Origin of the sequence: Streptomyces sp. NPDC002232 (assembly GCF_042890295.1) — a bacterium.
In the GTDB taxonomy this organism is placed as follows: Bacteria; Actinomycetota; Actinomycetes; order Streptomycetales; family Streptomycetaceae; genus Streptomyces.
On record NZ_JBIARV010000007.1, the window covers coordinates 453938 to 474843 of the forward strand.

Genomic DNA, 20906 nt, shown 5'->3' on the forward strand with positions numbered 1-20906 from the left:
TCATGATCAACACTCACTCGACAGGCTGAAAATAGCTCGGACATGCCTTCGGGATGGCCGCGATGCAGTAGTAGGCTCGCGCCGCCGTTGGTTGAAATTCAAGGTTGACGCCGCGTGTTGACACCGGACGTCACGAACGTGAGGGACCCCCGTGTCGCACGGGGGCCGAGCTGGGGGAGGCCATGCGCTTTCGCGGGAAGTCCATCCGCAGGAAGATCGTGGCGTTGCTGCTCGTACCGCTCGTCTCCCTCACCGGACTGTGGGGGTTCGCCACCGTCCTGACGGGCCGTGAGGCCGACCAGCTCCTCGACGTCGGCTACATCGTCGACAAGGTCGGCTACCCCCTGGAGGACACCGCCCGGGTCATCCAGATCGAACGCCGCCAGTCGCTCATCTACCTCGCCGACCCCCGCGGCTCCAACGCCCTGACCTCCCTGCGGGAGACCCGGCGCGCCACCGACCGGCAGATCGCCCGCATCCGCGCCAACGCCGCCGACCCCGGCGTCCGCGAGGAGATGCGCCCCGTCACCGCCCAGCGGCTCACCTCCCTCCTCGACGCCCTCGACGGCCTCGCCTCGCTGCGGCGCTCGGTGGAGAAGCGCGACATCGGCCGCATGCAGGCCCTCGACTTCTACAACCGGCTCGTCGACCCCTGCTACAGCTTCCTCGTCACCCTCCACGCCCTGGAGAACGTGGAGATGGACAAGCAGGGCCGCGCCCTCGTCGGCATCACGCGCGCGCGGGAGCTGCTCTCCCGCGAGGACGCCCTCGTCCTCTCCGCGCTCGTCGCGGACCGCGTCACCGTCGAGGAGATCCGCGCGATATCCGACCTCGTCGCCAACCGGAAGCAGTTCTACGAGGTCAACCTCGAACTCCTGCCCTCCGCCGAGCGCGAGCACTTCGAGAAGTACTGGCGCAGCCCCGACACCCAGCCGCTGCGCACCGCCGAGAACGCGGTCATCGAAGAGGGCCCCACCGACAGCCCCCGCGCCGTCACCGCCGAGCGGTGGCAGGACCAGGCGAGCCCCGTCCTCGACGACCTGGCCCGCGAGAACACCGCCGCCGGCGACCGCTACCAGGACCGGGTCCAGCCCGCCGCGTACAGCGTCCTCCTCAAGGTCGGCGTCGCCGGAGTCCTCGGCTTCCTCGCGCTGATCGCCTCCGTCGTCATCTCGCTGCGCATCGGCCGCGAACTCGTCCGCGACCTGCGCCGCCTTCAGAAGGAGGCCCAGGAGGTCTCCGGCGTCCGGCTGCCCAGCGTCATGCGCCGCCTGGCCGCCGGCGAACAGGTCGACGTCGTCACCGAGGTGCCCCACCTGCGCTACGGCGAGGACGAGGTCGGCCAGGTCGGCCAGGCGCTCAACACCCTCCAGCGGGCCGCCGTCGAGGCCGCGGTCAAGCAGTCCGAACTGCGCCGGGGCGTCTCCGAGGTGTTCGTCAACCTCGCCCGCCGCAACCAGGTCCTGCTCCACCGCCAGCTGACCCTCCTCGACACGATGGAACGGCGCACCGAGGACACCGACGAGCTGGCCGACCTCTTCCGCCTCGACCACCTCACCACCCGCATGCGCCGGCACGCCGAGGGACTCGTCATCCTCTCCGGCGCCGCCCCCTCCCGGCAGTGGCGCAAGCCCGTCCAGCTCATGGACGTGGTCCGCGCCGCCGTCGCCGAGGTCGAGGACTACGAGCGCATCGAGGTACGCCGGCTGCCCCGGCTCGGCGTGGGCGGCCCGGCCGTCGCGGACCTCACCCACCTCATCGCCGAGCTCCTCGAGAACGCCACGGTGTACTCGCCCCCGCACACCGCCGTCCAGGTGCTCGGCGAGCGGGTCGCCAACGGCTTCACCCTGGAGATCCACGACCGGGGCCTCGGCATGAACCCCGACGCCCTGCTCGACGCGAACCTGAGGCTCGCGGAGACCCCCGAGTTCGAGCTCTCGGACACCGACCGGCTCGGCCTCTTCGTGGTCAGCCGCCTCGCCCAGCGGCAGAACGTCCGGGTCTCGCTCCAGACCTCCCCGTACGGCGGGACCACCGCCGTCGTCTTCATCCCGGCCGCGCTGCTGACCGACGCCCCCGAGACCCAGGGCGCCGGATTCCGGCTCGACCGCACCACCCCGGAGCGCGCGGGCCGCGCCGACGACGCGGTCGGCGAGGGCGCCCTGCCCATGCGGCGGCCCGCCCTCACGAAGGTCCCCGACGTGACCGAGGGCCCCGGCCCGCTCGACGGCCCCGTGGAGCTGGAGGCCCCGCTCGGCACCGAGGACTTCGACGTCCTCCTCGACCGGTCGGCCGACCTCCTCGACAGCGACAGCGAGCGCGGCGGCCTCTTCCGTCCCCGCGACCGCCGCAGGACCGGACTCGCGCCCGCCGGCGAGCAGCACGAGCAGGCCCAGGACCGCACGGCGGGCCGCGCCGACCAGGACGCACCCGCCGCGGGCCCGGTCCTCGGCCCCGTGCCGCTGCCGCGCCGCCGCACGCCGACGCTCGTCGTGGACCACGGCCGCCGCCTCGACGGGCCGGACGGCGCCCACGCGCCGGCCGAGCGCGCGCACCCGCAGCCGGGGCGCACCCACGCGCAGGCCGACCGCGCCCAGCCGCAGCCGGACCGCGCGCACCCGCAGGACGACCGCCGCACGCCGCTCACGGCGGCCGGGGCCGGACCCGTCCTGGTCCCCGTACCGCCGGAGGGTTCCGTGCCGGCGGCTGGTCCCGTGCCTTCCGAGGGCCCGGACCCGTTCGGCGGACTGCCGCGCCGCGTCCGCCAGGCCAGCCTCGCGCCCCAGCTGCGCGAGGCGGAGGGCCGCTCCGGCACCGGCGCCGACACCGGCACGGCTCCGTCCGACGGGCCGGACTCCTTCGAACGCGATGCCGAGGAGGTACGCGCGCGCATGGCCGCCATGCAGCGCGGCTGGCAGCGCGGACGGCGGGACACCAGCGAGCCGGACGACCCGACAGCACCAGGAACGACACCCGAGGGGGACGGTCGATGACCGCACCGAACGCCGCAGCACCCAGCGCGACCTCCGGACACGGCAACGGAAACGGCGAGCTGAACTGGCTCCTCGACGAGCTCGTCCAGCGCGTCCGGTCCATCCGGAAGGCCCTGGTGCTCTCCAGCGACGGACTCCCCACCGGCGCGTCGCAGGACCTGACGCGCGAGGACGGCGAGCACCTGGCCGCGGTCGCCTCCGGCTTCCACAGCCTCGCCAAGGGCGTCGGCCGCCACTTCGAGGCGGGCAAGGTCCGCCAGACGGTCGTCGAGCTGGAGGACGCCTTCCTGTTCGTGACGGCCGCCGGCGACGGCAGCTGTCTGGCGGTGCTCGCCGACGCCGACTCGGACGTCGGCCAGGTCGCCTACGAGATGACGCTGATGGTGAAGCGGGTCGGGGCCCACCTCACGACGGCTCCCCGGTCCGGCCTGCCCTCGGGAGGATGAGTGGGACGGCATGAGTGACGAAGCCGATCGGAACCAGCCGGAGCGTGACCTGACCCCCGGCCACCACAGCTGGTTCGACGACGAGGCCGGGCCGGTGGTCCGTCCGTACGCGATGACCCGCGGCCGGACGAGCGCCGCCACCCGCCACCGGCTCGACCTGATCGCCGTCGTCGTCCCCGAGCCCGCCGCCGACGACCCCGGCCGGGACCAGACGCTCTCCCCGGAACACGTGGAGATCGTCGAGCGCTGCTCCGAGCAGCCCCAGTCGATCGCCGAGCTCGCCGCCGGACTCGACCTCCCCGTCGGGGTGGTCCGGGTCCTCGTCGGTGATCTCGTCGAGGACGAACTCGTCCATGTGACCCGCCCCGTTCCGCCGGCCGAGCTGCCGGACGTGAGCATCCTTCGCGAGGTGATCAATGGCCTTCGGGCGCTCTAGCCGCAAGAAGCCCTACGTCGAGCCGGTGACCCTGAAGATCCTCGTCGCGGGCGGGTTCGGGGTCGGCAAGACGACTCTGGTGGGCGCGGTCAGCGAGATCAGGCCGCTGCGGACCGAGGAGATCCTCAGCGAGGCGGGGCGGCCCGTCGACGACCTGCACGGCGTCGAGACCAAGACGACCACCACGGTCGCGATGGACTTCGGCCGGATCACGCTGCGCGAGGACCTCGTCCTCTACCTCTTCGGCACCCCGGGACAGGACCGCTTCTGGTTCCTGTGGGACGAGCTGGCCCAGGGAGCCCTGGGCGCGATCGTCCTCGCGGACACCCGCCGCCTGGAGGACAGCTTCGCCGCCATCGACTACTTCGAGCGGCGGGGCATCCCCTTCACGGTGGCCGTCAACTGCTTCGAGGGGGCCCGGCGCTTCCCCGCGGAGAGCGTGCGCGGCGCGCTCGACCTCGACCCCGAGGTGGAGCTCCTGATGTGCGACGCCCGGGACCGCGAGTCCGTGAAGGACGTCCTGGTCGCGGTGGTCCAGCACGCCCTCGTCCTCGCGGACCGGACCCCGACGGCGGTCACGACCTGACGGGGCGACCACGTGGCGGGGCGATCACCTGACGGAGCGGCTACCTGACGGGGCGCTCACCTGACCGGCCGGTCACGTGGCGGGGCGACACCAGGCGGCGGGTGCGCGGGGGAGGTCAGCGCACCGCCACCACCGCCGAACCGTGCCCGAACAGCCCCTGGTTCGCGGTGATCCCGACCCGCGCCCCCGGCACCTGCCGGTCGCCCGCCGTGCCGCGCAGCTGCCAGGTGAGCTCGCAGACCTGGGCGATGGCCTGCGCGGGCACCGCCTCCCCGAAGGAGCCGAGGCCGCCGCTGGTGTTGACCGGGAGCCGCCCGCCGAGGGCCGTCGCGCCGTCCCGCACCAGCTTGGCCCCCTCACCCGGCGGGCAGAGCCCGATGTCCTCGTACCACTCCAGCTCCAGGGCGGTGGACAGGTCGTACACCTCCGCCAGGGACAGGTCCTCGGGCCCGATCCCCGCCTCCTCGTAGGCGGCGCGGGCGATCGAGGCGCGGAAGGAGTGCGGGGCGGGCGGCAGCGCCGCGGCCGAGTCGGTCGCGATGTCGGGCAGGTCGAGGACCGCCTTGGGGTAGGTGGGGGAGACGGTCGACACGGCCCTGACCCGGACCGGATCGGGGCGCCCGTGCCGGCGTGCGAAGTCCATGCTGGACAGGACGAGCGCGGCGCCCCCGTCGGAGGTGGCGCAGATGTCGAGGAGCCGCAGCGGATCGGCGACCACGGGCGAGGCCGCGACCTCCTCGGGCGTCACGCGCGCGCGGTAGCGGGCCAGCGGATTGAGCGCGCCCGCCGCCGCGTTCTTCACCTTCACCTGGGCGAAGTCCTCGGGGGTGTCGCCGTACAGCGCCATCCTGCGGCGGGCGTAGAGCGCGAAGTACGCGGGGTTGGTCGCCCCGAGCACCCGGAACCGCAGCCAGTCCGGATCCCCGGGCCGCTCGCCGCCGGCCGGCGCGAGGAAGCCCTTCGGCGTCGCGTCCGCGCCGACGACCAGGACCACGTCCGCGAGGCCCGCCAGGATCTGGGCGCGCGCCGTCCCGACGGCCTGGGCGCCCGAGGCACAGGCGGCGTACACGCTGGTGACGCGGGCCCCCTGCCAGCCGAGCGCCTGCGCGAAGGTCGCCCCGGCCACGTACCCCGGATAGCCGCAGCGCATGGTGTCGGCGCCGACGACGGAGCCGACGTCGGACCAGTCCAGGCCGGCGTCCGCGAGCGCGGCGCGGGCGGCGGCCGTCCCGTACGAGACGAAGCTCCGGCCCCACTTGCCCCAGGGGTGCATTCCGGCCCCGAGGACGGCGACGTCGTTCATGACCGCTCCTCCGGTGTCACCGGCCGCCAGTTCCAGGTGGTCCAGGTGTGCCGGCCGTCCTCGTCGAGGACGCCCGGCACCACCTCGACCTCCGTCCCGACGGCGAGGTCGGCCGTGGACACGCCGGGTGCCGCCTGGCCGAGGACCACCATCGCCTCCGCCGCCAGCTCGACCGCGACCAGGGTGTACGGCTCCCAGGGCGCGTCCGGGTCGGAGACGTACGGCGCGGGCGGGCGGTACCGGGCGTCGGTGTACGACCAGACGCGGCCGCGCGGCGAGAGCGGGACCTCGGCCAGCTCGCCGCCCCCCGGACAGCCCGGATTGCGGCACCACTCGTCCTCGCGCGGGAAGAACACCGACGCGCAGGCCGTGCAGCGGGTGCCGAGCAGCCGGAACTCCGCCTCCGGCACGGTGTCGTCGGTGAACCAGCCGGCCACCACGGGTCTGCGCGTCCGTGCCATCGGGACCTCCCCTGAGCTGACGCTCCGTCAGAAGTGTGCGGGAAGTCTGCCACGCGAGGCCGGTGCTGAGAAGGGCTCAGCGCCCGGCCACGGAACGGCGCGCCACCGGGAAGTCGAAGAAGGTGTCCGGGAACGGCTCCGCCGCGAGCGTGAAGTGCCACCACTCCTCCGGCAGGTTCACGAACCCCTGCGCGGCGAGCGCCCCCTTCAGCAGTTGCCGGTTGGCCCGCTGGGCGCCCCGGATCCGGGGGTCGTCGGTGTGCGCGCGGGTGTCGAAGCAGTCGTACCCGGTCCCCATGTCCACCGAGTTGTCCGGAAAGCGCTCCCTCTTCGGGGCCCAGCACTCCACGAGCTCCTCACCCGGCACGTACGCGCGCGTGGGGACGGCCGGCAGCCGCACCACCGTCAGGTCCACGGTCGAACCGCGGCTGTGCCCGGACTTCTCCGCGATGTAACCGTCCGCGAACAGCCTCGACTTGTCGACGAGCGGATAGAACTCCTCCTTCATCCGCTCGTCCCGCAGGTCCTTCGCCCAGCGCACGAAGTGGTCCACGGCCCGCTGCGGCCGGTAGCAGTCGTACACCTTCAGCGTGTACCCCCGCGCGAGCAGCCGCAGCTGCGCGCGGTGCAGCGCCTCGGCCGCGGGGCGGGTCAGGATGCACAGCGGCTGCCGGTAGCCGTCGACCGGCTCGCCGACGAAGTTGTGCGCGGTCGTGTACCGCATCTCCTGGAGGATCGTCCGGTCCACGGAGCTCAGGGCCACGAACTCCCGGGGAGCCACGGGCTCCCGCTCCGGCTCGGGCGTGCCCCGGGCGGGGAGCAGGGCGTCGAGTGCGAGCGCGCCCCCGACCGGGTGCGCGGCCCCGGGAGCCGGCGTGGCCGAGGCCGGGGGAGCGGGTGCGACGACGGCAGCGCTGACGGCGAGGAGCCCGGCCGAGGCCGTGACGGCGAGGGTACGGAGGGCGGAGGCGAGTCCAGTCATGCGCCCCCGTCTACCAGTTCCGGCAGCGCGGGCCAAGGCCGATCGCGTACGGTCGGGCCGTGAAGGACACCCACTGCACCGCCTGCGGAGCCGCCCACGCGCCCGACGCCGGCTGGCCCCGCACCTGCCCGGCCTGCGGACACACCGCCTACCGCAATCCGCTGCCCGTCGCGGTCGCGCTGCTGCCCGTCACCGGCGCGACGGGAACGGGCCTGGTCGTCATCACCCGCACCATCGAGCCGGCGCGAGGCGGCACCGCACTGCCCGGCGGCTTCATCGACCACGGCGAGGACTGGCGCGCCGCCGTCGCCCGCGAACTCCGCGAGGAGACCGGCATCCCGGCCACGGCCGAGGACGTCCGGCTCGCCGACGCGCTGAGCTCCCCGGCCGGTCACCTCCTCCTGTTCGGCCTCCTCCCGGCCCGCCCGGCCGACCGGCTCCCGCCCTCGGCGCCCACGGACGAGACGAGCGGCCACCACGTCCTCACGGCACCCGCCGAACTGGCCTTCCCGCTCCACACGGAAGCGGTACGGAGATGGTTCGACGGCGCGTACGGGTGACGGATGTGACGGACCGGGCGACGCCGGGCCCTCTCACCGCCCCCGCACCACCACCGGCAGCCCCGCCTCCTCCACCCCGTCGTCCGTGACGCGCTCCACCACCACCCGGCCGTCCACCAGCCGCGACTGGTACCGCTCGATCGCGGCCGGCTCCCAGCCGTCCCCCGTGTCCCGCACCACGAGCCCCCCGCCGGTCCGCCCCTCGGCCGGCGCCCACACCTCCAGGACCGTCCCGCCCCCCTCGCCCCGCACGGGGAGCACCGCGCCCGCCCGGGCCAGGACCGGCACCCGGGAGAGCGGCGCGTCGAGCAGCACCTGCCCCGGCCCCTCGTACGCCCGCCCCGTCGCCGTGTCGTACCAGCGTCCCCGCGGCAGCGGCACCGCCCGCCGGTCCGCGCCCCGCGTCAGGACCGGCGCCACGAGCAGCGCGTCGCCGAGGAGGAAGGCGTCCTCGCAGTCCCGCAGCCCCCGGTCCTCGGGCGTCCCCCACCAGACCGGCCGCACGTACGGCGCTCCGGTCATCCGGGCCAGCCGGGCGAGCGTCGTGAAGTACGGGCGCAGCCGCTCCCGCTCGGCCAGCGCCACGCGCGCGTGCTCCAGGACCTCGGGACCGAACTCCCACGGCTCGCGCCGCCCGGCGTCGATCGCCGCGTGCGTGCGGAAGAGCGGGAGCCACGCGCCCAGCTGGTACCAGCGCAGGAACAGCTCCGGCGAGGGACTCCCGTCGAAGCCGCCGATGTCAGGCCCCGAGTAGGGCACCCCGCACAGCCCAAGGCCCAGGACGAGCGCGAGCGAGGCGCTCAGCCCCGGCCACCCCGTCGCCACGTCGCCGGACCAGGTGCCCCCGTACCGCTGCATGCCCGCCCAGCCGGACCGCGAGAAGACGAAGGGCCGCTCGTCGGGCCGCAGCCGGCGCAGCCCCTCGTACCCGGCCCGGGTCATCGCGAGCCCGTAGACGTTGTGCGCCTCCCGGTGGTCGCCGCCCCGCCCCTCCAGCGCGTGGCGCGCCGAGAGGGGGAGCGTCGGGTCGCCGAAGGGCGCGAAGGACACCGGCTCGTTCATGTCGTGCCACACCCCGGCGAAGCCCTGCCGCAGCCGCTCCTCGTAGAGACCGCCCCACCACTCCCGTACCGCCGGATCGGTGAAGTCGGGGAAGACGCACTCACCGGGCCACACCACCCCGCGCACCACCCGGCCCCGCGCGTCCCGGACGAACGCGTCCACCGCCGCGCCGCCGTCGTGGACCGGGTCACCGGGCTCCGCCTTCACCGCCGGGTCCACGATCGACACCAGCCGCACGCCCTGCTCCCGCAGCTCCTCCGCGAGCCCCGGCAGGTCGGGGAAGCGCTCCCGGTCGACGGTGAACACCCGGTGGCCGTCGTAGTGGTCGATGTCCAGGTGCACGGCGGACAGCGGCAGCCCCCGCTCCCGGTACCCGGCCACCACCCGCCGCACCTCCCGCGCGCTGTCGAAGCCCCAGCGCGCGTGCTGCGGGCCGAGCGCCCACGACGGCGGCAGCGCGGGCGCGCCCGTCAGCGCCGCCCAGCCGTGCAGCACGCGCGCGGGGGTGCCGACCACCACCCAGCAGCGCAGCGGCCCGCCCGTCATCCGCACCTCGCTCGTGCCCGGCCGGTCGTGCCCGGACCCGGCGCCCTCCTCGCCCTCGGCCAGCGTCACCAGGCCGTCCCAGGAGTTGTCGTGGAACGCCAGGTGCGTCCCCGCGTCCGAGACCACGAACTGGACGGGCATGGTGAGGGAGAGCGGATCGTCGCCGGGGCCGAAGCGGCCCCCGGGGTCGGTGTTCCACAGCCGGTACGAGCCGTCCCGCAGGCGCGGCCCCGCCGACCGGCCGCCGAGCCCGAAGAACCGCGCGTCCGCCGGCACCTCGCTGCGCTGCACCCAGCGCGCCCCGCCGGACCCGACGGCCGCGGCTCCGTCCGGCCGCTCCGCCACCGGCTCCCACCAGCGCGGCGGCAGGTCCCGGCGGAGCATCAGGCCCCCCGGGGTCCGGAGCTCCACCGCACCGTGCCGGGACACGGTCACCGTCACCCGCTCCGACACGATCCGCCAGCCGCCCTCGGTGTCCGGTTCGAGGCAGGCCCGGGGATCGGGGTCGGGCGCCTCGCCGGCCAGCGCGTACGAGGGGAGCGGACCGGCCCCGTCCCAGGCCCAGAAGACGGTGCCGCCCGACGACACGCACACCCGGAGCGAGGACCGGGCGAAGCGGACCGTCCCGCCCCCCGGCGCCGCCTCCGCGCCCACCGCGAGCCCCGGCACCCTGGCCCGCTCCGGCCCCCGGGGCGGCAGCCCCGACGCGTCCGCACGGCGCCGCCGCCACGCCGACCGCACCGCACGCACACCCTGCGCCGAACCGAACACCTTCATCGAACGCAGCAGTTCCCCACCGATCATGCAGCTCACCCTGCCACCCGTCCGAGGCCGAACCAGCTCCGTTCAGCTGCCGTTCACCCGTGGTGGGAGCACATGTTCAACTGCCTGACCATGGGCGGGCAGACCTGGTGCGAACGACGATCACATGGCATCGTCCTGTCAGCCGCGTCACGCGCACACCCCAGCACGTGCGCGAGACACACGCAGACCCGCGTACAGCCAGGGAGCCGCCCCCATGTCATCCGCAGCGCCGACCGAGCCGCTCTGGCAGCCGGACGAGGAACGCATCGCCAAGGCCGCCGTCACCCGCTTCCAGGCCTGGGCCGCCGAGCACCACGGAGCACCCGCCGACGGCGGGTACGCGGCGCTCCACCGCTGGTCGGTCGAGGAACTCGAAACCTTCTGGCAGGCCGTCGTCGAGTGGTTCGACCTCCGCTTCTCGACCCCGTACGAGCGGGTCCTCGGCGACCGCGCCATGCCGGGCGCCGACTGGTTCCCCGGAGCCACCCTCAACTACGCCGAGCACGCCCTGCGGGCCGCCGTCGAGCGGCCCCATGACACGGCCCTGCTCCATGTGGACGAGACACATGACCCCGCCCCGACCACCTGGGGCGAGCTCCGCCGCCAGGTCGGCTCCCTCGCCGCCGAGCTGCGCGCCCTCGGCGTGCGCCCGGGCGACCGCGTCAGCGGCTACCTGCCGAACGTCCCGCAGTCCGTCGTCGCGCTCCTCGCCACCGCCGCCGTCGGCGCCGTCTGGACCTCCTGCGCCCCGGACTTCGGCGCCCGCAGCGTCCTCGACCGCTTCCAGCAGGTCGAGCCGGTCGTCCTCTTCACCGTCGACGGCTACCGCTACGGCGGCAAGGAGCACGACCGCCGCGACACCGTCGCCGAGCTGCGCGCCGAGCTGCCCACCCTCCGCGCCGTCGTCCACATCCCGCTCCTCGGCACCCCCGCCCCCGAGGGCACCCTCGCCTGGGACGACCTGGTCGCCGCCGACGTCGAGCCGGTCTTCGAGCAGGTGCCCTTCTCGCACCCGCTGTGGGTCCTGTACTCCTCGGGCACGACCGGTCTGCCGAAGGCGATCGTCCAGTCCCAGGGCGGCATCCTCGTCGAGCACGTCAAGCAGCTGGGCCTGCACTGCGACCTCGGCCCCGAGGACGTGTTCTTCTGGTACACGTCGACCGGCTGGATGATGTGGAACTTCCTCGTCTCCGGCCTCCTCACCGGTACGACCGTCGTGCTGTACGACGGCAGCCCCGGCTATCCCGACACCGCCGCCCAGTGGCGCGTCGCCGAACGCACCGGGGCCACCCTCTACGGCACCTCCGCCGCCTACGTGATGGCCTGCGCCAAGGCCGACGTCCACCCCGGCCGCGACTTCGACCTCTCCGCGGTGCGGTGCGTGGCCACCACCGGCTCCCCGCTGCCCCCCGACGGCTTCCGCTGGCTCCACGACGAGGTCCGCGAGAACCTCTGGATCGCCTCCGTCAGCGGCGGCACCGACGTCTGCTCCTGCTTCGCCGGCGCCGTCCCCACGCTCCCCGTGCACATCGGCGAGCTCCAGGCGGCGGGCCTCGGCACCGACCTCCAGTCCTGGGACCCGTCGGGCAAGCCGCTGACCGGCGAGGTCGGCGAGCTCGTCGTCACCAACCCGATGCCGTCCATGCCGATCCACTTCTGGAACGACCCCGACGGCAGCCGCTACCGCGACAGCTACTTCGAGATGTTCCCCGGCGTCTGGCGCCACGGCGACTGGATCACGATCACGGACCACGGTTCGGTCGTCATCCACGGCCGCTCCGACTCCACCCTGAACCGTCAGGGCGTCCGGATGGGGAGCGCCGACATCTACGAGGCCGTCGAGCGCCTCCCCGAGATCCGCGAGTCCCTGGTCATCGGCCTGGAGGAACCGGACGGCGGGTACTGGATGCCGCTCTTCGTGCACCTGGTGGAGGGCGTCACCCTGGACGAGGACCTGATCGACCGCATCAAGCGGACGATCCGCGCGGAGCTCTCCCCGCGCCACGTCCCCGACGAGATCATCGAGGTCCCCGGCGTCCCGCACACCCTCACCGGCAAGCGCATCGAGGTCCCGGTCAAGCGCCTCCTCCAGGGCACCCCGCTGGCCAAGGCCGTCAACGCCGGCTCGGTCGACGACCTCGGTCTGCTCCACTTCTACGAGCGGCTCGCCGCCGAGCGGCGTCGCCGCTAGAAGCCGTCGTACGGGGGCCCGCCGATCCGTCCGGACCGGCGGGCCCCCGTACGTGCGTCCCGGTCAGCCCCTCGGCGCTTCACCGGGGGAGGCGGCCGCTCCCTTGGCGAGGACCGCCGACACCCCGAGCACCGCCCCGGCCGGGCCCGCCGGGGTGCTCCCGGCGAGGACGGTCCGCTCACCGAGGAACGCCGACGTCGTCCGGTCGAAGATCCACTGGGTCTGCTCGCCGTGTGCGGTACGGGCCACGGCGACGCCCTCGCGCCCGGCCGCGTCCTTCGCGGACGGCAGCACGGTCACCCCCGGGATCCGGGCCGCCGCCCCGTACAGCGCGGCGGTGACCTTCGGCGGGGCCCAGGTCTCGGCCAGCAGGGTGCCGATCGCGGTGAACGCCCGCTGGTCGGCATCACCCCGGCCGGCCCTCGTCTGCTCCCGGATCAGGCGCAGCAGCGCGTCCGGATCCGTCGGCAGGGCTGCCACGTACGTGTGGGTCGGGTTCGTGACGGAAGGGGGCGGGGCCGCCATCGTGGTCCTGCGGGGTGTGGCCCCGGGACCGTCCAGCGCGTACACGGGCGCCTCGGAGCCGAGTTCCGTGTCGGCGGCACCGGGCTCGCGCAGCAGCCCCGGACGGCTGCCGTCGGCGGGGAGCCACACCTCGCGCCGGTGGGCGGGCGGCAGCGTGGCGGGACCGCCGGACGCGTCGCGTCCCGCGTGGGCGACGAGACTCCTCACGTAGACGTACTCACCGGAGCGGACGTCCGGCGCGGGAGCGGAGGCCGCGGCGAGCGCGGCGCCGGACAGGATCCGCACGGCCTCGGGCGAGGCGGACGGACCGGCGGAGACGCGGCCGGGGGACCCGACGGGACCGTCCTGCGGCGCGAGCACGGCCACGCCCGCGACGACCGCGCAGGCGGTCATCGGTGCCACGATCCAGCCGAGCCGGAGCCCGCGTGCCCGTCCCGGGCGGGCGGCGGGGCCGTCCCCGGAGGCCAGGGCGGTCCGCAGGACGGCGTGCCTGAGGTGCCGCTCGCGCTCGGCCGTCGGCTCGGGGACCGGGGGAGGGGGCAGCAGCTCGGCGAGCTCGGCCCGCAGGAGCTCGTCCGCGTCGGCGTGCGGGCGGGGTGCGGAGGCGTTCATGCCTGGGTCTCCTGGTGCGGTCGGGGCGCGAGGCCCGGGCGGACGGTCGAGCGGCCGCCGCCGGGCGCGGCGAGCGCCCGACGGAGGGGACCACCGGTACGGGCGGGACGGTCCGGGGTGGGGTGTCCTCCTTGATCCGTGACCCCCGGAGCGGAGTGCGGGACCTGCCCCAAGGCTCCGGGACCGGTGTCTCGCACCGTGTCCAAGGTCCCGGGGGCGGGGAGTCGGACCTGCTCCAGGACATCGGGGGCGGGGTGTCGAGCCGGGTCTGTGGCTCCGGGGGCGGGGCGCCCGACCGGCTCCACGACCTCAGGGGCCGGGTGCCCCGACGTGTCCGTGGTCCCGGGAGCCGGGTGCGCCACCCGCTCTGCGGATCCCGCTCCGCCGCCCGGCCGCCCGGCCGAGCGCGCGTCGGGGGCGGACCGCTCGCGGCGCCGTCCCGCGCGCAGCTCCTCCTCCGCGAGCTTCCGGAGCCGCTCACGGGCCCGGGACAACCGCGAGCGGACGGTGCCGACCGGGACTCCCAGCGCCTCGCCGGCCGAGGCGTAGTCCAGGCCCGCCCACACCACGAGCGTGAAGACCTCGCGCTCGCGCCGCCTGAGCCTGCCGAGCGCCACCCGGGCGGCCCGGATCTGCTCCCCGTCCGTCACGCGGGCGAGCACGTCGTCGGCGAAGTCGGGCATGACCCCGCGCTCGGGGATCCTGGAGAGCGCGGCGTCCCGCCGACGCGCCTCGCGGGCGGCGCCGCGCATGATGTTGGTCGCGATGCCCAGCAGCCAGGGGCGCAGACTGCCGCCGTCGGCGTGCACCTTCCCGCGACACCGCCAGGCCTCCAGGAAGGCGGAGGACACGACGTCCTCCGCGGCCGCCCGGTCCCCGCACACCCGGTAGGCGTAGTGGTACAGCACGCGCGCGTGCTCGTCGTACGCCTCCCCGAGCGCCGCGGGGTCCCCGGCGCGGAAACGATCTCTCATAGGTGATTCCACACAGAGCACTGGCCCGCGGTGCGCCGGGGTTCCCGTGACCTGGACCACAGGTCCGAGCGCCTCAACCGCCGTACGTCGCCTGCGCGTCCCCCAGGACCTCGGCGAAGTCCGCCGCCAGCCGCACCGCGTCCGAGGGCGAGAGCCTCGCCGTGGTGATCCGCACGGCCGGCGGGGCCGCGACGCGGAACCGGGTCCCGGCCGCGACCCACCAGCCCTGCGTCCGCAGACCGTTGACCACCGCGGACTCGTCCCGTACCGGCACCCACACGTTCAGGCCGCTGGCCCCGACCGCCCGGATCCCGTACGCGCCGAGCGCGCCGATCAGCGCCGCACGCCGCTCCGCGTACGCCTCCTCGCCCGCCGCCACGAGCCCCCGGACCGTCGCGTCGGCGAACAGGCCGGCCACCGTTTCCTGGAGCACATGGCTGACCCAGCCCGAGGTCATCACCATCCGGCGGTCGTGCCGCGCCAGCGTCACCGCGTCGCAGGCGACCCCGGCCCAGCGCAGGTCGATGCCGAGGTGCTTCGACACGGTCCGCACCTGCGCCCACCGGTCGAGCCCCGCCGCCGCGAGCGTGTGGGCCGCCGCGCCGCCCACCTCCGCGTTGTGATCGTCCTCGACGACGAGCACCTCGGGGAACCCCCTGAGCACCGCCGCCAGTTCGTCCCGGCGCGCGCGCGTGAAGAAGGCTCCCGTCGGACACTGGCCGCGGGGGCTGCACACCACCGCGCGGACCCCGCCGCGCAGCGCGGCCCGCAGCGACTCCGGCACGAGACCCTCCTCGTCCACGGCCACCGGCACGGCCCGGAGCCCCAGCGCGGGCACCAGGTCGAGCACATGGTGGAACCCGGGGTCCTCCACCGCCACGGCGTCCCCGGGCCGCAGCTCCGTCGAGAGGAGCCGCGCGATGCAGTCCAGTGCGCCGTGCGCGAAGGTCACGTGCTCCGCGGACACCCCGTCCCGCTCGAACCACGCCCGGGTCAGCTCCTCCAGGTGCGCGAGCCGGGGCGCCGCGCGATGGGAGCCGTAGACGGGGTCGACGGCCGCCGGGGGCCGCAGGACGGGGAGGAAGGCGGGGTCCGGGAACCCGGCGGACAGGTCCACCAGACCCGGGGGCACGCGCGGGGGCCGCCGCGACGGCGCCGACGGCACGTCCGCCACCACGGTCCCGCCCCGGCCCCGGGTGACGATCAGCCCCCGCTGCCGCAGCTCCTTGTAGGCCGTGGCGACGGTTCCCGGACTCACCCCCAGCTCCTCGGCGAGCCGCCGCACCGGCGGCAGGGCGTCGCCCGGGGCGAGCCCGCCCTCGGACACGCCCCGCTCCACGGACGCGGCAATCCCCTTGGCCGTCGCCCCTTCGATCGCATATTGTGCTGCCACGTAGTCAATTATGTATCAATACGCAACAGTTGGCAAGGGGGACCCATGAGCCGCAGCACCACCCGACCCGACCGACCGCCCCTCAAGGACCGGATCCCCGGCGGCACCGACGGCCGCCGCATGCTCCTCATCGGCTTCATCGACAAGTGCGGCACCGGACTCTGGTCCACGGCCATGGCCCTCTACTTCACCTACGTCACGGGCCTCGGCCTCGGCCAGGTCGGCCTCCTCATCGCCCTCTCCGGAGCCGCCGGCATCGCCGGAGCCCCGCTCGGCGGCCGCCTCGCCGACCGCTTCCCCCTCGTCCGCGTCATCATCTGCACCCAACTCCTCCGCGCCGCCGCCCTCCTCGCCCTCCTCACCACCGACCACTACCTCCTGCTCGTCCTCTTCTCCGCCGCCGGCGCCCTCCCCGACCGCGCCACCAACGTCCTCACCAAGCTCTACGCCGCCCGCGTCGCCGGCCCCGACCGCGTCCGCTACCAGGCCATCAACCGCACCACCTCCAACATCGGCTGGACCCTCGGCGGACTCGGCGCCGCCGCCGCGCTCGCCATCGGCTCCACCACCGCCTTCCACCTCCTCCTCGTCGGCGACGCGCTGTCCTACCTGGTGATGGCTGCCCTCACCCTCCGCTGCGCCGAACCCCCCGCCCCCGCGGCCTCCCGCATCGCCGCCGCCTCCACCGACCCGGCCCCCACGACCAGGCCGTCCAACCCCTGGCGCGACCGCGGCTTCCTCGCCTTCACCACCGGAGAGGCCGTCTTCTTCCTGCACGACTCGATCCTCCAGGTCGCCCTGCCCCTCTGGATCGTCCACGCCACCGACGCCCCCGTCGGCCTCGCACCGCTCCTCATGGTGGTCAACAGCGCCCTCGTCGTCCTCTTCCAGGTGCCGCTCTCCCGCTTCGGCACCACCACCGACGCCGCCCGCCGCCTCCTCCGCCCCCTCGCCGGCCTCTTCACCGTCGGCACGCTCGCGCTCGCCGTCTCCGCCCTGGACGGCCGCGCCCTCGCGATCACCGCCCTGACCACGGCCGCCGTCGCCCTCACCTTCGCCGAGATGATCCACACCATCGTCTCCTGGGAGATCTCCGTCGCCCTCGCCCCCGACGACGCCCAAGGCGCCTACCTCGGCGTCCACGGCCTCGCCCAGTCCACCCAGCGCTTCGCCGGCCCCCTCCTCATGACCGGCCTCGTCTCCACCGGCCCCCTCGCCTGGCCCCTCCTCGGAGCCGCCCTGGTCGCCACCACCGCCGCGCAGAACCGGCTCGTCCGCCGACGCCTGGCCCCACCGTCACTGTCAGTGCCGAAGGTTACGGTGAGTGAGCACTGATCGGAGCGTCACCAGGGGGAGACATGACACGCACCGGAACCACCACCGCCCACCTCCGCCGCGCCCTGCGCCGCGAAGTCCCCAGCACCGTCGGCCTCCTCGCCGACGAGCAGGACTTCGCCGCGATGCGGCGCTACCGCACCTTCGTCTTCGACGACCACCCCACCTACCTCCGGCAGGTCGAAGCCCTCCTGCGGAACCTCGCCGACCGCGGCGGCCACACCACCGTCACCCTCTTCGACCCCGAGGAGTACGCCGCCTGGTGCGCCGAGACCGGCACCGACCCCGACCACCCCACGAGCCGCAGCCGCTTCACCGCCCACCTGGCCACCACCGGCGCCCGCGTCACCTACACCGGCCAGCCCCTCACCACCCTCCTCCCCGAGCTCGTCGACTCCGCCGTCCGCCAGGCCACCTGGGAGTACGCCACCACCGTCCTCGCCACCGCCGGAGACTGCGCCGGCTGCGGAAAGGACATCGGCAGGGCCGCCTACGACCGGGCGGCCCGCCTGCTCGTCCGGCTCCTCGAAGCAGCGGGCCCGGGCACCCACCACCTCGTGTGCAGCGTCCAGGCCGTGGACGAACCCCTCCTCGCCGTCCTCCACACCGACGGCACCACACCCCTCGACGCCACCGAGGGACCGGAGTTCACCGCGGTCCTCGCCACCGGCATCGCCCTCGCCGCACCCGGCGGCGTCGTGCTGCGCACCCACACCCCCGACGCCCCCGACCGGCTCCACGGCTGGCGCCTCACCGACGGCACCCTCACCCCCCTCACCGAGGCCGAGGTCTTCTCCGCCTACTGCACCGACGCCCGCACCGGCGAACCGCTCTCCCCGGAACCGGGCGCCGAGTACCGCGCCGGACACCCCCTCGCCCCCGACCCCGACGACGACTGGACCACCCACCACTGACCCCGGACACGAGGAAGGGGCTCCCCGCCACCACGTGACGGAAAGCCCCTTCCTCGATCGACCTCCGGGGATCACTCCCCGGACAGCACCGCCTGCGCGGCCAGCCGTGCCTCGTGCGCCGTGTCCGCGGCACGCGCCGCGGCCGCGGCCCGCTCGCACTGCGCCAGCGTGTACTTGGCGAGCGTCGCCCGCACATAGGGAATCGACGCCGCACCCATGGAGAGGGAGGTGACGCCCAGACCGGTCAGCACACACGCGAGCAGCGGATCCGAGGCGGCTTCGCCACAGACACCACAGCTCTTGCCCTCGGCCTTCGCCGCCTCGGCGGACAGTGCCACCAGGTCGAGCAGCGCCGGCTGCCACGGGTCCTGGAGCCGCGACACCGCACCGACCTGACGGTCGGCCGCGAAGGTGTACTGCGCCAGGTCGTTGGTGCCCAGCGAGAGGAACTCGACCTCCTGAAGGATCGAGCGCGCCCGCAGCGCGGCCGAGGGAATCTCGACCATCGCACCGAACTTCGCCCGCAGCCCCGCCTCACGGCACGCGTCGGCGAAGGCCTTCGCGTCCGTACGGTCGGCCACCATCGGCGCCATGACCTCGAGGTACACCGGCAGCCCCTCGGCCGCCTTCGCCAGCGCGGTCAGCTGCGTCCGCAGCACGTCCGGGTGGTCGAGCAGCGACCGCAGCCCCCGCACGCCCAGCGCCGGGTTCGGCTCGTCCACCGGCGTCAGGAAGTCCAGCGGCTTGTCGGCGCCCGCGTCGAGCACCCGCACGACCACACGGCCCTCGGGGAACGCCTCCAGCACCTTGCGGTAGGCCTCGACCTGCTTCTCCTCGGACGGCGCCTTCTTGCTGTCGTCCAGGAAGAGGAACTCCGTACGGAACAGACCGACGCCCTCGGCACCGGCCTCGACCGCCGCCGGCACGTCCGCAGGACCGCCGACGTTCGCCAGCAGCGGCACCTTGTGACCGTCGGAGGTGGCACCCGGACCGCTGGACGTGGCCAGCGCGGCCTTGCGGTCGGCGGCCGCCTTCGTCAGCTCCGCCTTCTTCTCCTCGCTCGGGTCCACGAAGAGCTCACCGGTCGAACCGTCGACCGCGATGAGCGTCCCCTCGGCCAGCTCACCCGCGCCCGGCAGTGCCACGATGGCAGGCACGCCCAGCGCCCGCGCGAGGATCGCGCTGTGACTGGTCGGACCGCCCTCCTCCGTGACGAAGCCGAGCACCAGCGCCGGGTCGAGCAGCGCCGTGTCGGCGGGCGCGAGGTCCCGCGCGATCAGTACGTACGGCTCGTCGCTGTCCGGCACGCCGGGCATCGGAACGCCCAGCAGCCGCGCCACGATCCGGTTCCGCACGTCGTCCAGGTCGGCGACCCGGCCCGCCATGTACTCGCCGGCCCCGGCGAGCAGCTCGCGATAGTGCGAGAAGGCGTCGTAGATACCGCGCTCGGCCGTGCTGCCGACCGCGATCCGACGGTCGACGTCGGCGATGAGCTCCGGGTCCTGGGCGATCATCGCCTGGGCCTCCAGCACCGCCTGTGCCTCACCACCGGCCAGGTTGCCCCGGGCATTGAGGTCCGCGGCCACAGCCTCCACGGCCTGGCGGGCGCGCCCCTGTTCGCGCTCCGCCTCGTCCGCGGGAATCTGCTTGGCCGGCGGCTCAAGGACCGCCGTACCCATGTGCCGGACCTCGCCGATCGCCACTCCGTGGCTGACGCCGACGCCTCGCAGCGTTGTCTCCATCTCACCCGTCTCCGATTGAGCGACGGCCCCGGCCGCCGCGTTGAATGTCGAACTCGCGGTCGTCACGAGGACGGACCGGCTCAGTTCCAGCCGAAGAGCACGTCGTCGGCCTTCACGTCGCCGGACTCGACGAGGTCGGAGAGCGAGTCGGCGACGGCCTCCAGGGCCACGACGGGACAGATGGGGGACTTGCCGGCGGCCTCGACCGCGGCGGGGTTCCAACGGACGACGGCCTGTCCGCGCGTCACCCGGTCACCCTTGTTCGCGAGGAGCTCGAAGCCCTCGCCGTTGAGCTGGACGGTGTCGATGCCGAGGTGGGTGAGCACCCCGTGTCCCTCGTCGTCCACGACGACGAAGGCGTGCGGGTGCATGGAGACGATGACCCCGTCGAGAGGGGAGACGGCCTCCGAGGGCTCACGTACGGGATCGATGGCGGTACCGGGCCCGACCATCGCACCGGCGAAGACCGGGTCGGGAACTGCGGCGAGACCGATGGCGCGTCCAGCAAGCGGCGACGTCACGGTTGTCATGGGAAGCCTCCCAGGGGCGGAGATTGTGTGGCGCCGTCACTACCTGTCCTGGACGGCGTACTGTTCTGAAGCGTATGTCATAGGAAGTCCCGGTTCCGCACGAGACGTACCCGTTGGTCGGAGCTAGGGACTACCGGAAACGATTTGCCTCTACTGACGGTGGGATGTACTGTCGTACTCCTGCCTGACCCCAACGCGGCCTTGAGTCGCGGGTCGGCAGCACCTATCAAGCCAGATCCTAACCCCAGTGGTCTACACCTCTGCGTGCTCGCAGGGAACGTGGTCAGGGGGGCCGAGAAAGCCTGGTAATGTTCAACCCCGCCGGGAACGGAAATCGCGAAAAGCGAATTCCTGCCCCAGCAGCCCGCTCCAGCGGGTGGCAAAAACGGAAATTCGGATCTGCTAAGCTGGAAAATGAAGGAAGCGCCCGGAGGGCCTGGAAACAGGAACGAAGGAAGCGTCCGCACCTTGAGAACTCAACAGCGTGCCAAAAATCAACGCCAGATTAGTT

17 protein-coding genes are annotated in these 20906 nt (G+C 74.1%); 8 read left to right on the forward strand and 9 right to left on the reverse strand.

Annotated features, from left to right (window positions below; translation table 11 throughout):
- Positions 1-182: 182 nt before the first annotated feature.
- The 4 genes from ACFYXU_RS33770 to ACFYXU_RS33785 are packed head-to-tail and all read left to right on the forward strand — an operon-like array spanning position 183 to position 4461.
- Complete coding sequence (locus ACFYXU_RS33770; RefSeq protein WP_389461420.1) at positions 183-2993, forward strand: nitrate- and nitrite sensing domain-containing protein; 2811 nt, start codon at positions 183-185, stop codon at positions 2991-2993.
- Positions 2990-3439 (forward strand): roadblock/LC7 domain-containing protein, encoded by a 450-nt coding sequence (locus tag ACFYXU_RS33775; RefSeq protein ID WP_389461422.1) that lies wholly within the window; start codon positions 2990-2992, stop codon positions 3437-3439. Before ACFYXU_RS33770 ends, ACFYXU_RS33775 begins: the two co-directional genes overlap by 4 nt.
- Before the next feature lie 10 nt (positions 3440-3449).
- Positions 3450-3875: a DUF742 domain-containing protein gene (locus ACFYXU_RS33780; RefSeq protein ID WP_329854561.1), complete on the forward strand. Its 426-nt coding sequence runs from the start codon at positions 3450-3452 to the stop codon at positions 3873-3875.
- Positions 3856-4461, forward strand: a complete 606-nt coding sequence (locus tag ACFYXU_RS33785; RefSeq protein ID WP_361405344.1) for an ATP/GTP-binding protein — start codon at positions 3856-3858, stop codon at positions 4459-4461. Before ACFYXU_RS33780 ends, ACFYXU_RS33785 begins: the two co-directional genes overlap by 20 nt.
- A 115-nt stretch (positions 4462-4576) precedes the next feature.
- On the opposite strand, the gene ACFYXU_RS33790 is transcribed toward ACFYXU_RS33785, so the two are convergent.
- From ACFYXU_RS33790 to ACFYXU_RS33800, 3 genes are all read right to left on the reverse strand, one after another.
- Positions 4577-5764 carry a lipid-transfer protein gene (locus ACFYXU_RS33790; protein ID WP_376517202.1) on the reverse strand — a complete coding sequence of 396 codons (1188 nt, stop codon included), beginning with the start codon at positions 5762-5764 and terminating at the stop codon, positions 4577-4579.
- Entirely contained in the window at positions 5761-6225 is a 465-nt protein-coding gene (locus ACFYXU_RS33795; protein ID WP_329854557.1) for a zinc ribbon domain-containing protein, read from the reverse strand. Before ACFYXU_RS33795 ends, ACFYXU_RS33790 begins: the two co-directional genes overlap by 4 nt.
- Before the next feature lie 76 nt (positions 6226-6301).
- Positions 6302-7207 (reverse strand): M15 family metallopeptidase, encoded by a 906-nt coding sequence (locus ACFYXU_RS33800; RefSeq protein ID WP_389461425.1) that lies wholly within the window; start codon positions 7205-7207, stop codon positions 6302-6304.
- A gap of 59 nt (positions 7208-7266) precedes the next feature.
- Here ACFYXU_RS33800 and ACFYXU_RS33805 point away from each other — a divergent pair, with 59 nt between their 5' ends.
- Positions 7267-7767, forward strand: coding sequence for an NUDIX domain-containing protein (locus ACFYXU_RS33805; RefSeq protein WP_389461427.1), 501 nt, complete (start codon positions 7267-7269; stop codon positions 7765-7767).
- A gap of 33 nt (positions 7768-7800) precedes the next feature.
- On the opposite strand, the gene ACFYXU_RS33810 is transcribed toward ACFYXU_RS33805, so the two are convergent.
- Positions 7801-10179: a glycoside hydrolase family 31 protein gene (locus ACFYXU_RS33810; RefSeq protein WP_389461429.1), complete on the reverse strand. Its 2379-nt coding sequence runs from the start codon at positions 10177-10179 to the stop codon at positions 7801-7803.
- 214 nt (positions 10180-10393) lie between these two features.
- On the opposite strand from ACFYXU_RS33810, the gene ACFYXU_RS33815 reads away from it, so the two are divergent.
- Positions 10394-12370: an acetoacetate--CoA ligase gene (locus tag ACFYXU_RS33815; RefSeq protein ID WP_389461431.1), complete on the forward strand. Its 1977-nt coding sequence runs from the start codon at positions 10394-10396 to the stop codon at positions 12368-12370.
- A 63-nt stretch (positions 12371-12433) separates the two neighbouring features.
- Here the strand turns inward: ACFYXU_RS33815 and ACFYXU_RS33820 are convergent, their stop codons facing one another.
- From ACFYXU_RS33820 to ACFYXU_RS33830, 3 genes are all read right to left on the reverse strand, one after another.
- Positions 12434-13507 (reverse strand): CU044_5270 family protein, encoded by a 1074-nt coding sequence (locus ACFYXU_RS33820; protein WP_389461433.1) that lies wholly within the window; start codon positions 13505-13507, stop codon positions 12434-12436.
- The gene (locus tag ACFYXU_RS33825) at positions 13504-14481 is read right to left on the reverse strand and encodes a sigma-70 family RNA polymerase sigma factor (RefSeq protein ID WP_389461435.1); all 978 of its coding nucleotides are present in this window, start codon (positions 14479-14481) and stop codon (positions 13504-13506) included. Before ACFYXU_RS33825 ends, ACFYXU_RS33820 begins: the two co-directional genes overlap by 4 nt.
- A 73-nt stretch (positions 14482-14554) precedes the next feature.
- Entirely contained in the window at positions 14555-15874 is a 1320-nt protein-coding gene (locus tag ACFYXU_RS33830; protein WP_376517481.1) for an aminotransferase class I/II-fold pyridoxal phosphate-dependent enzyme, read from the reverse strand.
- A gap of 45 nt (positions 15875-15919) precedes the next feature.
- Between ACFYXU_RS33830 and ACFYXU_RS33835 the strand changes: the two genes are divergently transcribed.
- Together ACFYXU_RS33835 and ACFYXU_RS33840 are read left to right on the forward strand one after the other, a co-directional pair.
- Positions 15920-17209 carry an MFS transporter gene (locus ACFYXU_RS33835; protein WP_389461438.1) on the forward strand — a complete coding sequence of 430 codons (1290 nt, stop codon included), beginning with the start codon at positions 15920-15922 and terminating at the stop codon, positions 17207-17209.
- 23 nt (positions 17210-17232) lie between these two features.
- A complete protein-coding gene (locus ACFYXU_RS33840) occupies positions 17233-18123 on the forward strand; it encodes a hypothetical protein (protein ID WP_389408750.1) in 891 nt (296 codons plus the stop codon).
- A gap of 71 nt (positions 18124-18194) precedes the next feature.
- On the opposite strand, the gene ptsP is transcribed toward ACFYXU_RS33840, so the two are convergent.
- Both ptsP and ACFYXU_RS33850 read right to left on the reverse strand, forming a co-directional pair.
- Positions 18195-19865: a phosphoenolpyruvate--protein phosphotransferase gene (gene ptsP, locus ACFYXU_RS33845; protein ID WP_329854546.1), complete on the reverse strand. Its 1671-nt coding sequence runs from the start codon at positions 19863-19865 to the stop codon at positions 18195-18197.
- 80 nt (positions 19866-19945) lie between these two features.
- A complete protein-coding gene (locus tag ACFYXU_RS33850) occupies positions 19946-20395 on the reverse strand; it encodes a PTS glucose transporter subunit IIA (protein ID WP_329854544.1) in 450 nt (149 codons plus the stop codon).
- Positions 20396-20906 lie beyond the last annotated feature (511 nt).

Coding starts and splice junctions, on each gene's coding strand:
- ACFYXU_RS33770 (WP_389461420.1), top strand. CDS start 183: ATGCGCTTTCGCGGGAAGTCCATCCGCAGGAAGATCGTGGCGTTGCTG.
- ACFYXU_RS33775 (WP_389461422.1), top strand. CDS start 2,990: ATGACCGCACCGAACGCCGCAGCACCCAGCGCGACCTCCGGACACGGC.
- ACFYXU_RS33780 (WP_329854561.1), top strand. CDS start 3,450: ATGAGTGACGAAGCCGATCGGAACCAGCCGGAGCGTGACCTGACCCCC.
- ACFYXU_RS33785 (WP_361405344.1), top strand. CDS start 3,856: ATGGCCTTCGGGCGCTCTAGCCGCAAGAAGCCCTACGTCGAGCCGGTG.
- ACFYXU_RS33790 (WP_376517202.1), bottom strand. CDS start 5,764: ATGAACGACGTCGCCGTCCTCGGGGCCGGAATGCACCCCTGGGGCAAG.
- ACFYXU_RS33795 (WP_329854557.1), bottom strand. CDS start 6,225: ATGGCACGGACGCGCAGACCCGTGGTGGCCGGCTGGTTCACCGACGAC.
- ACFYXU_RS33800 (WP_389461425.1), bottom strand. CDS start 7,207: ATGACTGGACTCGCCTCCGCCCTCCGTACCCTCGCCGTCACGGCCTCG.
- ACFYXU_RS33810 (WP_389461429.1), bottom strand. CDS start 10,179: ATGATCGGTGGGGAACTGCTGCGTTCGATGAAGGTGTTCGGTTCGGCG.
- ACFYXU_RS33815 (WP_389461431.1), top strand. CDS start 10,394: ATGTCATCCGCAGCGCCGACCGAGCCGCTCTGGCAGCCGGACGAGGAA.
- ACFYXU_RS33820 (WP_389461433.1), bottom strand. CDS start 13,507: ATGAACGCCTCCGCACCCCGCCCGCACGCCGACGCGGACGAGCTCCTG.
- ACFYXU_RS33825 (WP_389461435.1), bottom strand. CDS start 14,481: ATGAGAGATCGTTTCCGCGCCGGGGACCCCGCGGCGCTCGGGGAGGCG.
- ACFYXU_RS33835 (WP_389461438.1), top strand. CDS start 15,920: ATGAGCCGCAGCACCACCCGACCCGACCGACCGCCCCTCAAGGACCGG.
- ACFYXU_RS33840 (WP_389408750.1), top strand. CDS start 17,233: ATGACACGCACCGGAACCACCACCGCCCACCTCCGCCGCGCCCTGCGC.
- ptsP (WP_329854546.1), bottom strand. CDS start 19,865: ATGGAGACAACGCTGCGAGGCGTCGGCGTCAGCCACGGAGTGGCGATC.
- ACFYXU_RS33850 (WP_329854544.1), bottom strand. CDS start 20,395: ATGACAACCGTGACGTCGCCGCTTGCTGGACGCGCCATCGGTCTCGCC.